The sequence below is a fragment of the Sphingomonas sp. S-NIH.Pt3_0716 genome (genome assembly GCF_003950715.1).
In the GTDB taxonomy this organism is placed as follows: Bacteria; Pseudomonadota; Alphaproteobacteria; order Sphingomonadales; family Sphingomonadaceae; genus Sphingobium; species Sphingobium yanoikuyae_A.
In genome coordinates, this window is sequence record NZ_QLJK01000001.1 from 104,763 (window position 1) to 118,535 (window position 13,773).

Annotated in this window: 15 protein-coding genes; 6 read left to right on the forward strand and 9 right to left on the reverse strand. The window is 63.2% G+C overall.

Going from position 1 to position 13,773, the window contains the following annotated elements:
• Positions 1 to 8 precede the first annotated feature (8 nt).
• Both BRX37_RS27190 and BRX37_RS00470 read right to left on the reverse strand, forming a co-directional pair.
• Entirely contained in the window at positions 9 to 140 is a 132-nt protein-coding gene (locus tag BRX37_RS27190) for a hypothetical protein (protein ID WP_004211316.1), read from the reverse strand.
• A gap of 92 nt (positions 141 to 232) precedes the next feature.
• The gene (locus BRX37_RS00470) at positions 233 to 1,027 is read right to left on the reverse strand and encodes a response regulator (protein WP_004211315.1); all 795 of its coding nucleotides are present in this window, start codon (positions 1,025 to 1,027) and stop codon (positions 233 to 235) included.
• 332 nt (positions 1,028 to 1,359) lie between these two features.
• Between BRX37_RS00470 and BRX37_RS00475 the strand changes: the two genes are divergently transcribed.
• Together BRX37_RS00475 and BRX37_RS00480 are read left to right on the forward strand one after the other, a co-directional pair.
• A complete protein-coding gene (locus BRX37_RS00475; protein ID WP_004211312.1) occupies positions 1,360 to 1,554 on the forward strand; it encodes a NepR family anti-sigma factor in 195 nt (64 codons plus the stop codon).
• 59 nt (positions 1,555 to 1,613) lie between these two features.
• Entirely contained in the window at positions 1,614 to 3,167 is a 1,554-nt protein-coding gene (locus BRX37_RS00480) for a sensor histidine kinase (RefSeq protein ID WP_004211311.1), read from the forward strand.
• Between the two features lie 7 nt (positions 3,168 to 3,174).
• On the opposite strand, the gene tgt is transcribed toward BRX37_RS00480, so the two are convergent.
• Together tgt and BRX37_RS00490 are read right to left on the reverse strand one after the other, a co-directional pair.
• Positions 3,175 to 4,305: a tRNA guanosine(34) transglycosylase Tgt gene (gene tgt, locus BRX37_RS00485; protein WP_125985135.1), complete on the reverse strand. Its 1,131-nt coding sequence runs from the start codon at positions 4,303 to 4,305 to the stop codon at positions 3,175 to 3,177.
• A 59-nt stretch (positions 4,306 to 4,364) separates the two neighbouring features.
• On the reverse strand, positions 4,365 to 4,547 hold the full coding sequence (locus BRX37_RS00490) for a hypothetical protein (RefSeq protein WP_004211308.1): 183 nt from the start codon (positions 4,545 to 4,547) through the stop codon (positions 4,365 to 4,367).
• A 235-nt stretch (positions 4,548 to 4,782) separates the two neighbouring features.
• Here BRX37_RS00490 and BRX37_RS00495 point away from each other — a divergent pair, with 235 nt between their 5' ends.
• Positions 4,783 to 5,718 carry a crotonase/enoyl-CoA hydratase family protein gene (locus BRX37_RS00495; RefSeq protein WP_125985136.1) on the forward strand — a complete coding sequence of 312 codons (936 nt, stop codon included), beginning with the start codon at positions 4,783 to 4,785 and terminating at the stop codon, positions 5,716 to 5,718.
• Between the two features lie 3 nt (positions 5,719 to 5,721).
• Here BRX37_RS00495 and BRX37_RS00500 read toward each other — a convergent pair whose 3' ends face one another.
• The 4 genes from BRX37_RS00500 to BRX37_RS00515 all read right to left on the reverse strand — a co-directional run bounded on the left by BRX37_RS00500 (position 5,722) and on the right by BRX37_RS00515 (position 11,028).
• Entirely contained in the window at positions 5,722 to 7,713 is a 1,992-nt protein-coding gene (locus BRX37_RS00500; protein ID WP_125985137.1) for a putative bifunctional diguanylate cyclase/phosphodiesterase, read from the reverse strand.
• A gap of 276 nt (positions 7,714 to 7,989) precedes the next feature.
• Positions 7,990 to 9,633 (reverse strand): chaperonin GroEL, encoded by a 1,644-nt coding sequence (groL, locus tag BRX37_RS00505; protein WP_004211302.1) that lies wholly within the window; start codon positions 9,631 to 9,633, stop codon positions 7,990 to 7,992.
• 56 nt (positions 9,634 to 9,689) lie between these two features.
• Complete coding sequence (gene groES, locus BRX37_RS00510; protein WP_004211301.1) at positions 9,690 to 9,977, reverse strand: co-chaperone GroES; 288 nt, start codon at positions 9,975 to 9,977, stop codon at positions 9,690 to 9,692.
• A gap of 697 nt (positions 9,978 to 10,674) precedes the next feature.
• Complete coding sequence (locus tag BRX37_RS00515; RefSeq protein ID WP_125985138.1) at positions 10,675 to 11,028, reverse strand: hypothetical protein; 354 nt, start codon at positions 11,026 to 11,028, stop codon at positions 10,675 to 10,677.
• A 44-nt stretch (positions 11,029 to 11,072) separates the two neighbouring features.
• Between BRX37_RS00515 and BRX37_RS26565 the strand changes: the two genes are divergently transcribed.
• The 3 genes from BRX37_RS26565 (at position 11,073) to yghU (ending at position 12,929) form a co-directional block, all read left to right on the forward strand.
• Positions 11,073 to 11,399, forward strand: coding sequence for a hypothetical protein (locus BRX37_RS26565; RefSeq protein WP_164522380.1), 327 nt, complete (start codon positions 11,073 to 11,075; stop codon positions 11,397 to 11,399).
• A gap of 125 nt (positions 11,400 to 11,524) precedes the next feature.
• Positions 11,525 to 11,962 (forward strand): universal stress protein, encoded by a 438-nt coding sequence (locus tag BRX37_RS00520; protein ID WP_125985139.1) that lies wholly within the window; start codon positions 11,525 to 11,527, stop codon positions 11,960 to 11,962.
• A gap of 97 nt (positions 11,963 to 12,059) precedes the next feature.
• Positions 12,060 to 12,929, forward strand: coding sequence for a glutathione-dependent disulfide-bond oxidoreductase (gene yghU, locus BRX37_RS00525; protein WP_125985140.1), 870 nt, complete (start codon positions 12,060 to 12,062; stop codon positions 12,927 to 12,929).
• A 136-nt stretch (positions 12,930 to 13,065) separates the two neighbouring features.
• Here the strand turns inward: yghU and BRX37_RS00530 are convergent, their stop codons facing one another.
• Complete coding sequence (locus BRX37_RS00530) at positions 13,066 to 13,677, reverse strand: NAD(P)-dependent oxidoreductase (protein ID WP_125985141.1); 612 nt, start codon at positions 13,675 to 13,677, stop codon at positions 13,066 to 13,068.
• Positions 13,678 to 13,773: the final 96 nt, after the last annotated feature.

Consider the following 13,773-nt stretch of genomic DNA (forward strand, 5'->3'; position numbering starts at 1 on the left):
CCACTGCCTTACCGCCAGAGAACCAGCAGCATCACGATCACGGCCAGTGCGAGCGAAATGCCCAGCACATAGCGAACGACGTGCGGCGTGGCGCCGCCCCGTGCGTCCTGCGTGGAGATATGCTGCTCCTCGTCGGCCATCGGCCCTCTCCAAATCGTTACGCATATTTAACGCGTTAAAGCCGGGAGGGTTCCGCCGACCGTCACAAAGGATCGGCCGGCGGGCAGTCAGGTCAGGCCGGGGCGGTTGCTTCGTCGAAGAAAAGCGCCTGCGAGATCGCGGCCTTGACCGTCGAGCGCTGGAACGGCTTGGTGATGAGGAAGGTCGGCTCGGGCCGTTCGCCGGTCAGCAGCCGTTCGGGGAAGGCGGTGATGAAAATCACCGGCACCGAGAATTCGGCGAGAATATCCTTCACCGCGTCGATGCCGCTCGAATCATCGGCCAACTGGATATCGGCCAGCACCAGGCCGGGCCGTTCCGCCAGCGCCTCGCGCACCGCATCCTCGCGGGTGACGGCAATGGCGGTCACGTCATGACCAAGGTCGCGCACGATCGTCTCGATATCCATCGCGATGATCGGTTCATCCTCGATGATGAGAACCTTGGCACGGGTCTGCGCCTCGATCTCCTCCAGCGCTTCCTCGACCAGGGCTTCGACATCGGCGGTGTCGAGACCGATCAGATAGCCGGCATCTTCCGTCGTGAAGCCTTCGAGCGCGGTCAGCAGCAGCGCCTGGCGCGGCAGCGGGGTCAGCCGGGCCAGGCGGGCATGGGCGATCGCTTCCTGCCCGATCGAACCCGAGAAGCCGGGCTCGTCATCCAGATGCGAGGACGACCAGATCGCATGGAAGGTCTTGTAGAGGCCGAGGCGAGGATCGACACCGCTGGGAAACTCCTCCGGCGCGGCGACGATCGCTTCCAGCGTGGCGCGGACATAGGCATCGCCATGAGTCTGGCTGCCCGTCAGCGCGCGCGCATAGCGCCGCAAGAAAGGAAGATGGGGGTGCAGTTGCTGTCCAAGCGACATCGGTAAGTCTTCTCCCTGCCCTGTCGGGCCTGTTGTCCGAAACATCGGCTCCACCGGAGGATGGGATGACGATGCCGCGCTGGCAAGCCCCTCTCCCCCTGCCGCCGAATGACCGACGGTGCAAAAAATGCTTCGAATGCCGGAACCATCGACACCAAGATTTGTTTCACTCTCGTTCGGTTTTTTCGACGGTAACGGCTTTTTGGTGAAATTTGCCCAGCTTGGTGAATTGACGCCGCTATGCGTTGCGGCGAAATAGCGGACAGGCTGGCGTCACGGATTTAGCTTCAAAGGGGCTGATTTTGGTTTCTTCAACAACGGAACGGGACAGGATGGGAGGGGATATTGACGTCGGCACGACCATCCGCGACCGCGACATGAAGACTGCGCCCGAACCACGCAAGCGCCGCACGGCCGCGAAAAAGGACGAGGCCCAGGTGTCCCAGGTGCTCAAGTCCGTCTATCAGCGCACGGTCGACGAAGATATTCCCGCCGAAATGCTGGACCTGCTCAGCAAACTGGACTGATCAATGCTGGTCGGGGCGGCATTTCCCTGCCGCCCATACAAGGACCCTCTCGATCCCCCATGACCATGTTCGGCGTCTATCTCCGGTCCACCGGCGTCAAGATGTTCCTCATCCTGACACTCGCGCTGCTGCCGCTGGGGCTGATCGCGCTGGTGGCATCGCTGCAGGCGATCCGCACCGCCGACCTGGAGAAGGAAGCGCTGCTGCGTGTCGCCGTGACGCAGAGCGCGCGCAAGCTGACCGCCGATCTCAACGCCGATCGCACCGCGCTGGGCCTGACCGTCAATGCGCTGGCCGATGGCAAGGCAGACGGCGAAATCTGCAACCGCCTCTCCTTCTTCCTTACCGCGCAGGACCGCAGCGGCATCCGATTCTATATCTACGACCGGTCGGGCAAGAAGCTGTGCGGATCGACCACGCCGGAGCCGGCCGGCATTCCGCCCACGCGCCGCTTCATCGGCCCGCGCGTCGAACTGCTGTCGTCCGGCGACTTCCTGCTGTCGCGCACCCACAGCCATGACAATCGCGTCGCGGCGCTGGCCTATTATTCGCGGCCGCATCTCGAAAGCGTCGCCGATCCGGCAACCGCGCTGCAGAACCGGCAACTGAGCCTGCGCCAGGGCGAGCGGCAGATGATCGTCAGCCGCCCCGGCAGCCGGATCGACGGCCATAGCAGCAGCCTGTCCGCCCGGCTCGACCCGCCCGACATATTGCTGACCATGACGGTGCGCGAGCCGCCGGCGACGATCGCCCGATTGCTGTCGCTGTTCCTGCCGCTGGTGATGTGGTTCGCGGCCGCCGCGATCGGCTGGTTCGTGGTCAATCGGCTGCTGATCCGCCCGCTGGTGCTGCTGCGGCGCCAGGTTGCCGCCTATCAGCCCGGCGAAGTGCTGGAGCCGCTGCGCCGCATCCGCACGCCCGCGCACGAGATCAGCGACCTGGGCGACACATTCCGCGAGATCAGCGAGGATGTCGCCACCCATGAGGCGGAAATGGCCGCCGCGCTCGACACCCAGCGCAAGCTGACGCGCGAGGTGCATCATCGGGTCAAGAACAACCTGCAGATCATCGCCAGCCTGATCAGCCTGCATGCCCGGTCGGCGCATGAGCCCGAAGCGGTGTCGGCCTATGGATCGATCCAGCGCCGGGTCGATGCCCTGTCGGTCGTCCATCGCAACCATTTTGCCGAGTTGGAGGAAAATCGCGGCGTCGGCGTGCGTCCGCTGATCAGCGAATTGTCCGCCAGCCTGCGCGGCACTGCCCCGCATGAAGCGCGCCGTTTCGGTATCCAGATCGACAGCGACGATGATCTGCACATCAGCCAGGATGTCGCCGTTCCGGTCGCCTTCCTGGTGACCGAACTGGTCGAGCTGGCGATGCTGTCCGATCCGCGCGCGACGATGCGGATTTCGGTGCATCTGGAGGCAGATCGGAACGACCGCGCCCTGTTGCAGATGGCGTCGCCCGCGCTATGCGCCGGGCCGGAAATGACTTTATTGCTGAACGAACGCTATGGCCGGGTGCTGACCGGCCTGTCGCGCCAGCTCCGCTCCCCGCTCGATCATGATGCCGACGCGGGCCGCTACAGCATCGCGATCAGCGTCATTCCCTGAAAAACCGTCAGACCCGCTGATAGTCGCGGCGGAAATCGGCCGTGAAGGTCGACAATGTGCCGGCCGCAATATTGTCGCGCAGGCCCTGCATCAGTTCCTGATAGAAATGGATGTTATGCTGGGTCATCAGCATCGCGCCCAGCATCTCGCCCGACTTCACCAGATGATGGAGATAGGCGCGGCTCCAGGTCGCGCAGACCGGGCAGCCGCAGCGCGGATCGAGCGGGCCCAGATCCTCGTTGAACTTGGCGTTGCGGATGTTGAGCGGGCCGGCCCAGGTGAAAGCCTGGCCATTGCGGCCCGACCGGGTCGGCAGCACGCAGTCGAACATGTCGATGCCGCGTTCCACGGCGCCGACGATATCGTCGGGCTTGCCCACGCCCATCAGATAGCGCGGCTTGTCCTGCGGCAGCATGTCGGGCGCGAAGTCGAGCGTGGCGAACATCGCCTCCTGCCCCTCGCCCACCGCCAGGCCGCCCACGGCATAGCCGTCAAAGCCGATCTCGATCAGCTTTTCCGCCGAAATCCTTCGCAGCCCTTCGTTGAGCGAGCCCTGCTGGATGCCGAACAGCGCCGCACGCTCGGCATGGTCGCCGCCCGCATCGAAGCCGTCGCGTGAGCGCTTGGCCCAGCGCATCGATCGCTCCATCGACTTGGCGGCCTCGTCATGGGTGCAGCCATTCTTGGTGCATTCGTCAAAGGCCATGACGATGTCGCTGTCGAGCAGTCGCTGGATCTCCATCGAGCGCTCGGGGCTGAGCATATGCTTGGAGCCGTCGAGATGGCTGGAGAAGGCAACGCCCTCCTCGCTCATCTTGGTAAGGGCGCTGAGGCTCATCACCTGATAGCCGCCGCTGTCGGTCAGGATCGGCCGGTCCCAGCCCATGAAGCCGTGCAGTCCGCCCAGTCGCGCCATCCGTTCGGCACCGGGGCGCAGCATCAGATGATAGGTGTTGCCCAGGATGATGTCGGCACCGGTGGCGCGCACTTCGGCCGGGCGCATCGCCTTGACGGTGGCGGCGGTGCCGACCGGCATGAAGGCGGGCGTGCGGATCTCGCCGCGACGCATCTGGATCGTGCCGGTGCGGGCCTTGCCGTCGGTGGCGGCGATCGAGAAGGAAAAGCGGGGCTTGGTCATCGCCGCGCTCTAGGAGCGAACGCCCGCGCGCACAAGAGCAGCGCGCCCGGACCGCCGTTTCAGCCGGCCCGGCGGACGCCGTCGAACAGGGTCATCGCGTCAATGTCGAACCCCTCGACCCGGCGATAGCGGCCGATGAAGCGCAGACAATCGGTGGACAGGCGCAAGGTCCAGGGCTGGCCCTGCGCATCCTGTAGCGTGAGTGTCACATTCTTGCGGGCCGGAAGGCGATGCATGTCCATGCGATCGCTCTAATTAACAATGGTTAACAAAGGGCTGAGCAGACGGGCTAAAAAGGGGAAACGAAAATTTCTGTTGCGATATCGCAACAACAATCTCCATTTCGGCGCATTTACCGCGCTTTCCGGGCAACAGTTGCGGATAAAAATGGTTAATGATCTGTCAACTATTTGTCCCGCACTGCATCATAAGCGCCGACCGTCGAAGGTTCAGATTCAAGAGAAAAATGGGGCGCACATGATTGATTCAGGACGCTTTAGTGCTGCTGACGAGCGCGCGACCGAGGTCGAAGCGGCATTCGAGATCGAAAGCTTTGGCGAGGATGCCGTAACGTCATCCCCCGCCCCTTCCCAACTGTTCGACCTGGGCCAGATCGACGTGCAGTGGGAGGCCGAATCAGAAACGCTCTGGGCGTTCATGACGCCGGCCAATCGACCCAATTTCAGCATGACCATGCTGCGCGACGTCCGCTACTGGTATGCCGAGACCAAGCGGCTGTTCGATGCCGGCCAATTGCCGGTCAAATATATGGTGGCCGGCTCCCGCTTCCCCGGCGTGTTCAACCTGGGCGGCGACCTCGAACTGTTCGCCGGCTGCATCGAGCGCGGCGACCTGCCCGGCCTGGTCCAATATGGCCATGCCTGCATCGACGTGGTCCATCGCACCTGGCGCAACGGCGATATGCCGGTGGTGTCGATCGCGCTGACGCAGGGCGACGCGCTGGGCGGCGGGTTCGAGGCGCTGCTCTGTTTCGACGTGGTGATCGCCGAGCGCAGCGCCCGTTTCGGCCTGCCGGAAATGCTGTTCGGCCTGTTCCCCGGCATGGGCGCCTATTCGATCCTGTCGCGCAAGCTGGGCCGGCTGGCGGCCGAGCGCATGATCCTGTCGGGCAAGGTCTTCACCGCAGAAGAGATGTTCGACATGGGCATCGTCCATACGCTGGTGGAGGATGGCGAGGGGGAAGCGGCGGTGCGCGATTTCGTCGCCCGCAATCGCCCGCACCATGCCGGCCATGTCGGCGTCTATGAAGCCGGGCGCCGGGTCGATCCGCTGCACCATGACGAACTGAAGGATATTGTCGAGAATTGGGCCGCTTCGGCGCTCAAGACCGACCTCAAGGATATCCGCATGATGCGCCGGCTGGCGTCGGCCCAGACGCGCCTGACCAAATAGGGATCAGGCCAGGCGGCGCTGGCGGATCAGCGCCGCCATGTCATGGACATCGGCCCTGTTGCGGTTGAGCAGGGCCTGCAACTCGCCGATCGGGACCGGTCGGCTGAGGACGAAGCCCTGGACGTTGGTGAAGCCGGTTTCGCGGGCGTAGCGCAACTGTTCCTCGGTCTCGATCCCCTCGGCCACCGTCTCCACCTCCAGCGCGCGCGCCAGATAGGCGACGGACTGGGCGATCGCCCGGTCGCGGGGATTTTCGCCGACGCCGCGCATGAAGCTCTGATCGACCTTGATCGTGTCGAACTCATGGGTGCGCAAGGCGCCCAGCGAGGAATAGCCGGTGCCGAAATCGTCGAGCGCCAGGCGCAGGCCGATACGGCGCAATTCGCTGAGGATCAGATGGGTGCGGCGGTCATCTTCCAGGAAGATGGATTCGGTGACTTCCAGCTCCAGCCGGCGCGCCTTGAGCCCCGACTGGAGCAAAGCGGAAATGACTGCGCGCGGCAGGCCGTCGGTCTTGATGAGCGCGGGAGAGATATTGACCGCGACCCGGATATCCTCGTCCCAGCCCATCGCGTCGCGGCACGCCTGGGCCAGCGCCCAGTTGGTCATCGGCTCGATCAGGGCCGAGCTTTCGGCGATCGGGATGAACTCGGCCGGGGAAATCCAGCCCAGTTCGGGATGCTGCCAGCGCATCAGCGCCTCGCAGATGGTGATCCGGCCAGTCTCGGTATCGAAGATCGGCTGATAATGAAGTTGCAGCTCGCCATTGGCGAGTGCGCTGCGCAGTCCGGTCTCCAGCTCATAGGTGCGGTTCTGCCGCTCCTTCATGGTCCAGTCGAACTGGGCATGGCGGTTTCGGCCCGCATGTTTGGCCTTGTAGAGCGCCAGATCGGCATGCTGCAGCAGCTCGTCGCCATCGGCGCCATCTTCGGGCGCGACGGCAATGCCCATCGAGGCGGAAATGGTCAGGTGATGGCCGCCGACCTCGAAATCGCCGGCAAGAATGCGGGTGATGTCGCCGGCGATCACTTCGGCCTGGATGCGGCTGACGCCGGGGCAGATCAGCACGAACTCGTCGCCGCCGAAACGCGCGACATGGCCGCGCCGGTCGAGCGCACGGGTCAGCCGTTCGGCCACCTGGCACAGCAGCTGGTCGCCGACGATATGGCCCAGCGTGTCGTTGATTTCCTTGAACCGGTCGAGGTCCATCCACAGGACGGCGGTCTGATCCGCATCGGAAATGCGATTGTCGAACAGGTCGCGCAGCCGCATCTGCATCGCCATGCGGTTTTCGACGCCGGTCAGGCTGTCATAGCGGGCCAGCCGCTCGAACTTGATCGCGAGGTTGCTCTTCTCCTGCTTGCCTTGCATCGCTTCCAGCACGATGCGGTGCGTGGTCTTGGTGATTTCCGCCATGGCGAAGATCATCAGGAAGCAGAGCACGCCAAGGACGACATAGCCGACGCCACCAGCGATCAGCAGGCCGATCGAGGTCGGCAGCATGGTGAAACAGGTCTGGCCGACCGCGACATGGACCCGGCCGGCATTGCGGCCGGAAATGCCGCCCGCATAGGAGGCGACCATGCCGACGGCGAGCACATGCAGGGTCGCATCCTGGCTGATCGTCAGGGTCGCGAGCGACTGAAGCCCGAGCAGCGCGGCATAGATCCAGGCCCCCATTTCATAGGCAATTCCCCAGATCGGACGCGCCGGACCATCCTGATGCGCCAGCGCGCGCTGGAAATAGACGGCCGAAATGGAGCGACTGATTCCCACGATCAGGACCAGGGCGGCGATGATGTGCATGGTCAGAACATGGGCCTGCCAGGCGATCACGATACTGAGCGAACCTCCTGAAATCGCACCAGAAAGCAGCGATGCCGGGGAGGCGTAAAGCGCTTTGACGAGGCTGTCCTGCACCTCAGCATTCTGCTGGGTACGGGGCGCAAAGCGCGCGCGCAGGACTGCGCACAGATGGCGGACGAGGCGTGACACGTGCCAGCATAGTGGCGGATCAGCCTTGAGATTTGGTAAACCAGATGCCCACCAAAGCAGATCAGTTCCGCTGCCCGATCAACAATATCCCCTACCCCTTCCCGGCCAAGGCACCGTCATATGGGGCCGGAAACAGGCTGTAGGACAGCAGAAACGACAGGCATGAAAAAGGCCGGTGGATTGCTCCACCGGCCCCTTTCTTGTCGCATGTGCGAGAACTTCTTTGAAGTCGCGATCGAACCGCGGGCGGGCGTTGCCCACCCGCTACGATCGCTTTTAGAAGTCCATGCCGCCCATGCCGCCCATGCCACCCGGCATGGCGGGCATGGCGGGCTTGTCTTCGGGCAGTTCCGAAACCGCGGCTTCGGTGGTGATCAGCAGACCAGCGACCGAGGCAGCGTTCTGGAGCGCGGTGCGCACGACCTTGGTCGGGTCGATGACGCCGGCGGCAACCAGGTTTTCATAGGTGTCGGTCGACGCGTTGAAGCCGAACGAGGTGTCGGTCTGGTCGAGCAGCTTGCCCGAGACGACGGCACCGTCATGGCCGGCGTTGGCGGCGATCTGGCGAACCAGCGCGGTCAGCGACTTGCGGACGATGTCGATACCGCGGGTCTGGTCGTCATTGGCGCCAGCGACGCCTTCGAGAACCTTGGTCGCGTAGAGCAGCGCGGTGCCACCACCGGGGACGATGCCTTCTTCGACGGCAGCGCGGGTCGCGTGCAGGGCGTCGTCGACGCGATCCTTGCGCTCCTTCACTTCGACTTCGGTCGCACCGCCAACCTTGATGACGGCCACGCCGCCAGCCAGCTTGGCCAGGCGTTCCTGCAGCTTTTCACGGTCATAGTCCGACGTGGTGACTTCGATCTGCGCACGGATCTGCTCGGTACGGCCCTTGATCGAGTCGGCATCACCGGCGCCATCGACGATGGTGGTGTTGTCCTTGTCGATGGTGACGCGCTTGGCAGTGCCCAGCATGCCCAGGGTGACGTTTTCGAGCTTGATGCCCAGGTCTTCCGAGATCACTTCGCCCTTGGTCAGGACGGCGATGTCTTCCAGCATGGCCTTGCGGCGATCGCCGAAGCCCGGTGCCTTGACCGCAGCAACCTTCAGGCCGCCGCGCAGCTTGTTGACGACCAGGGTCGCCAGCGCTTCGCCTTCGATGTCCTCGGCGATGATGAGGAGCGGACGGCCCGACTGAACCACGGCTTCCAGGATCGGCAGGATCGACTGCAGATTCGAGAGCTTCTTCTCGTGGATCAGGATGTAGGGATCAGCCAGCTCGACGGCCATCTTTTCCGGGTTGGTGATGAAGTAGGGCGACAGGTAGCCGCGGTCGAACTGCATGCCTTCGACAACGTCCAGCTCGAAGTCGAGACCCTTGGCCTCTTCCACGGTGATGACGCCTTCCTTGCCGACCTTTTCCATGGCTTCGGCGATCTTCTCGCCGACTTCCTTGTCGCCATTGGCCGAGATGATGCCGACCTGGGCAACTTCGGCCGAACCGGCAACCGGCTTCGAGCGCGACTGGATGTCCTCGACAACCTTGGCGACGGCGAGATCGATGCCGCGCTTCAGGTCCATCGGGTTCATGCCGGCGGCAACCGACTTCATGCCTTCGCGCACGATGGCCTGGGCCAGGACGGTCGCGGTGGTGGTGCCGTCACCGGCGATGTCGTTGGTCTTCGAAGCAACTTCGCGGACCATCTGGGCGCCCATATTCTCGAACTTGTCCTTCAGTTCGATTTCCTTGGCGACGCTGACGCCGTCCTTGGTGATGCGGGGGGCGCCGAAGCTCTTGTCGATGACGACGTTGCGGCCCTTCGGACCCAGGGTCACCTTGACCGCGTCGGCCAGGATGTCGACGCCGCGCAGGATGCGCTCACGAGCGTCACGCGAAAACTTTACGTCCTTCGCTGCCATGATCTAATTCCTTCGAAAAATAGGGAAAAATGGAAAACCGAAATTCCGGAAATCGCTTAGGCGACAATACCCAGAATGTCCGATTCCTTCATGATGAGCAGGTCTTCACCGTCGACCTTGACTTCGGTGCCCGACCACTTGCCGAACAGCACGCGATCGCCGGCCTTGACGTCCAGCGGCGTGACCTTGCCGTCTTCGGCCTTCGAACCCGAACCGACGGAGACGATTTCGCCTTCCTGCGGCTTTTCCTTGGCGGTGTCGGGGATGATGATGCCACCGGCCGTCTTCGCTTCCGCTTCAATGCGGCGAACGAGAACGCGGTCATGCAACGGACGGAATGCCATGATGATTGCCTTTCCCTTTGTGCTGGGATGGGTCCGGCGCGGCCCGCAAGAGGAATGTCCCCGTGCGATATTGTGCCCCGCCTTGTCCTTCTCCCGATGAACTCTCTCATTGTTAGCACTCGCAGATGGAGAGTGCTAGCGGCATGCATATGGAAAAGTCGTTTCGCCGGTCAAGGGCGGGACGGGATAAAAATTTTCGCCGTCCCGATGGATCGGGGATCGATCGGACCGACGCGCAGGCCATAGCGCAATCGCCCCGCCCCGTCATGCCGGGCGCGACGGACCGCACGGGGATTACGACGCGACAGGCGACGGGATCGGGACACGCGCCTGTCGAAGTTCACAGTGTAAACGGGGTTTCCGGGGTCTTTGCACCGCCAACGCGCCGGGAACGCATCGACTACGCGCCTGCCGCGCGTCGGGGGCATGGGGGCGTGGGTCAGTGACGCGCGCCCGTCATGCGGCGGCGAAGCGACGGTGACGCGACACATAGGCCCCTGCCGCGCGTCGATCGGGCGACAGCCGAGGCAAAGGCGGCGATGCGAAGAAAGGCGCTGGTCCATCGCCAAGGGTAGATCGGAAATCGGGCATGTAGGACAGAGGATGTTTGGGACGCCATGTTTCCCATCAAGCATGAGCCCCAACAGCAAATCAGCCGAACCAACCTGCTTTGCCTCCCCCCGGAAACGCACAAGGATCAATAGCCGCCATATTTCTGCTCAAGGCCTCTCAGCCTAATCTCGAACTCTCTCATCGTTTTTGCAGAACCAAAACCAGATCCCTGACGGCACGAACTTATGACGATAAAATCCGGATCACGGCCATATTTGGCCTCATGTATTTCCGTCAGCGCGCGTATCCGACTCCCGAAACGGCGATCAAATTTTTCTTCCAGCCGAGCCGCTAGTGTCCGATCGCACAGCCCACTGCCGCTAGCTGCAGCGCTGGCATAATAGAGTTCCTTTGCAAGATTTCCTGGAGCCGGCATGCTCGGCTCCGCTGCAGCGACGCCAGCCCCAACAAACAGGTTCATAACGATAATTGCCAACATGGAATTTCCTACTGTTGCAATGGTCGTTATCTCATCTCGATGGCATGAGAATCAATTGGAACAAAGTAAGACGAGGAAACCAAAGCGCTATGGAGAAAGCGTCAACGAACCGTCCCACTGGCGCATCGCAAATCTTTGCAGGCTGGGCGCTTCTGGTAGCCAGTTGCGCGATGATCGTCAGCGGCCTGCTCATTCGCCCGCGCCCAGCGGCAGAGTCTTTCGATCATGCGCGACAAGCGATGTATGAGATTCTCATGCCCGGCGGCTTCGTCAGCATCCTACTGGCCTTCGCTCTATTATCTGTTGGCTGGATCATTCGGGCCATCTCCTTCTTGCCCGAGAGGAATGAAGTGAGGGCGGAACGGACCTAGCGCCCCCATTGCCCGGAGATTGCGGCATGTCCTTATTCATGTCGCGTCGGGAATCTTTGATGGCTGGGGCATCCCGCGCGCGCGTCAGTGGTTGGACGGCGCATAAGCGATAAGAGGAGAGCGCCATGTCCTATGCCACGATCGTCGCCGCCGTCGATGTCAACGCCCCCGACCTCGCCCGTGCCGCCATTGCCGGCGCGGCCAATGTGGCGGGGAAGCAGGGCGTCGTCCATCTGCTCTATGTCCGCTATTATCTGCCGACCCGCTATTCCGAACTGCTGGACGGCAGTTTCGACGAGAATGAGGAGCGCGATGCGCTGGCGGCGATGAAGGCATGGGCGAGCGAGGCCGGGCTGGCGCCCGATCGCACCCATTTCCTCACCCGGCGCGGGCGGGTGCGCGACGAGGTGCTGAGCGAGGCGGCGCGGCTGAAGGCCGACCTGGTGGTGATCGGATCGCACCAGCCCTCGCTCACATCCAAGTTGCTGGGGTCCAATGCGTCGGCGATCATTCACCAGTCGCCGGTCAGCGTGCTCGTGGTGCGGACGCAGGCACCCGAATAGCAGAAATAATCAACAGGGGTTGAGCGGCGCTCGGTTGCGGCGGGCAGGCGCCGTTCCTACCTGCCGGGCATCAGAGATTTATCGGAGCGATGCCCGCATGACCGACAGCTATACCCCGCCCGCCGTCTGGATTTGGGACAAGGACAAGGGCGGCGCCTTTGCCAATATCAACCGGCCGATCGCCGGCGCCACCCATGACAAGCCATTGCCGGTCGGCCCGCATCCGCTCCAGCTCTATTCGCTGGGCACGCCCAATGGGCAGAAGGTGACGATCCTGCTGGAGGAATTGCTGGAGGCGGGCGTTACGCAGGCCGAATATGATGCCTGGCTGATCCGCATCGGCGATGGCGACCAGTTCGGCAGCGGCTTTGTCGACGTCAATCCCAACAGCAAGATCCCCGCGCTGATGGACCATAGCGTGTCGCCGCCGCAGCGCGTGTTCGAATCCGGCGCGATCCTGCTCTATCTGGCCGAGAAGTTCGGCAAGTTCCTGCCGACCGATCCGGTCAAGCGCACCGCGGCGCTGAGCTGGCTGTTCTGGCAGATGGGCAGCGCGCCGATCCTGGGCGGCGGCTTTGGCCATTTCTTCGCCTATGCCCCGGAAAAATACGAATATCCGATCAACCGCTACACGATGGAAGTGAAGCGGCAGCTGGACGTGCTGGACCGGCATCTGGCGGAGAATGACTATCTGGCGGGTGACGAATATTCGATCGCCGACATCGCGATCTGGCCCTGGTATGCGGGTGTGCTGCTGAACCGGGTCTATGGCGCGGCGGAGTTTCTGGACGCGGGCAGCTATATCCATGTGCTGCGTTGGGCGAAGCAGATCGATGCGCGCCCGGCGGTGAAGCGCGGGCGGATCGTCAACAAGACCAACGGGCCGCTGGAGGATCAGTTGCACGAGCGGCATGACGCCGGCGACTTTGCCACGAAGACGCAGGACAAGCTGGAGGGGGTGGCCTGACACCCATTCCGTTCGTTTCGAGCCTGTCGAGAAACGGGAAGCACGGGCGGAGGGGCGAAGATGCGCGGTCACGCACTGGCCCCTCCACCGCCTGCGGCGGTCCCCCTCCCCAAGCCAAGCTTGGGGAGGAATTTCATCAATAGCCTACAGTGAAGCGCTGCCGGATGTGCTTGGGCGTTTCGATCTCGTCGGCGAGTGCGATGGCATAGTCGGCATAGGAAATGCTGCTATTGCCCTCGCCATCGACCAGCAACTGGTCGGTGCCGAGGCGGAAATGCCCTTTGCGATCGCCGACGAAGAACAGGGCGGAGGGCGAGAGGAAGGTCCAGTCGAGATCCTCGACGCCGCGCAGATAGGCGAGGAAAGCGCCGCCCCGGCCGGCTTCGGCCTTGTAGGCTTCGGGGAATTCCGGCGTGTCGATCAGCTTGACGCCCGGCGCGACCTCCAGGCTGCCGGCGCCGCCGACCACCAGATAGCGGGCCACGCCCGACGCGCGCACCGCGCCGACCAGCGAGGCCGGATCGGTGTCGGCGAACATGACGGCGCTCACCACCGCATCATGGCCAGCAAGCAGCGCGCTGAGCGCGGCGGCATCGTTGACGTCGCCGGCGACGGCGGTGACGCCGGCGTCCTGCACCGCATTTTCGGGATGGCGCGAGATCGCCGTCACCTGATGGCCGCGGCGGGCCAGTTCCGCGCTGATTTCCCGCCCTGCCCGGCCGCTGCCGCCGATGATCGCGATCTTCATGTTCCATTCTCCATGGGTAGTTACCAATGGAAACCAGATAGCGATTAGGATATCATGATCGCAAGAAGGCACTTTGCCATCACCTGGTTACACCGA

Coding starts and splice junctions, on each gene's coding strand:
- BRX37_RS00475 (WP_004211312.1), top strand. CDS start 1,360: ATGGGAGGGGATATTGACGTCGGCACGACCATCCGCGACCGCGACATG.
- BRX37_RS00515 (WP_125985138.1), bottom strand. CDS start 11,028: ATGTTGGCAATTATCGTTATGAACCTGTTTGTTGGGGCTGGCGTCGCT.
- BRX37_RS00495 (WP_125985136.1), top strand. CDS start 4,783: ATGATTGATTCAGGACGCTTTAGTGCTGCTGACGAGCGCGCGACCGAG.
- BRX37_RS27190 (WP_004211316.1), bottom strand. CDS start 140: ATGGCCGACGAGGAGCAGCATATCTCCACGCAGGACGCACGGGGCGGC.
- BRX37_RS00480 (WP_004211311.1), top strand. CDS start 1,614: ATGACCATGTTCGGCGTCTATCTCCGGTCCACCGGCGTCAAGATGTTC.
- BRX37_RS00470 (WP_004211315.1), bottom strand. CDS start 1,027: ATGTCGCTTGGACAGCAACTGCACCCCCATCTTCCTTTCTTGCGGCGC.
- BRX37_RS00520 (WP_125985139.1), top strand. CDS start 11,525: ATGTCCTATGCCACGATCGTCGCCGCCGTCGATGTCAACGCCCCCGAC.
- BRX37_RS00530 (WP_125985141.1), bottom strand. CDS start 13,677: ATGAAGATCGCGATCATCGGCGGCAGCGGCCGGGCAGGGCGGGAAATC.
- BRX37_RS00490 (WP_004211308.1), bottom strand. CDS start 4,547: ATGGACATGCATCGCCTTCCGGCCCGCAAGAATGTGACACTCACGCTA.
- groES (WP_004211301.1), bottom strand. CDS start 9,977: ATGGCATTCCGTCCGTTGCATGACCGCGTTCTCGTTCGCCGCATTGAA.
- groL (WP_004211302.1), bottom strand. CDS start 9,633: ATGGCAGCGAAGGACGTAAAGTTTTCGCGTGACGCTCGTGAGCGCATC.
- yghU (WP_125985140.1), top strand. CDS start 12,060: ATGACCGACAGCTATACCCCGCCCGCCGTCTGGATTTGGGACAAGGAC.
- tgt (WP_125985135.1), bottom strand. CDS start 4,305: ATGACCAAGCCCCGCTTTTCCTTCTCGATCGCCGCCACCGACGGCAAG.
- BRX37_RS26565 (WP_164522380.1), top strand. CDS start 11,073: ATGAGAATCAATTGGAACAAAGTAAGACGAGGAAACCAAAGCGCTATG.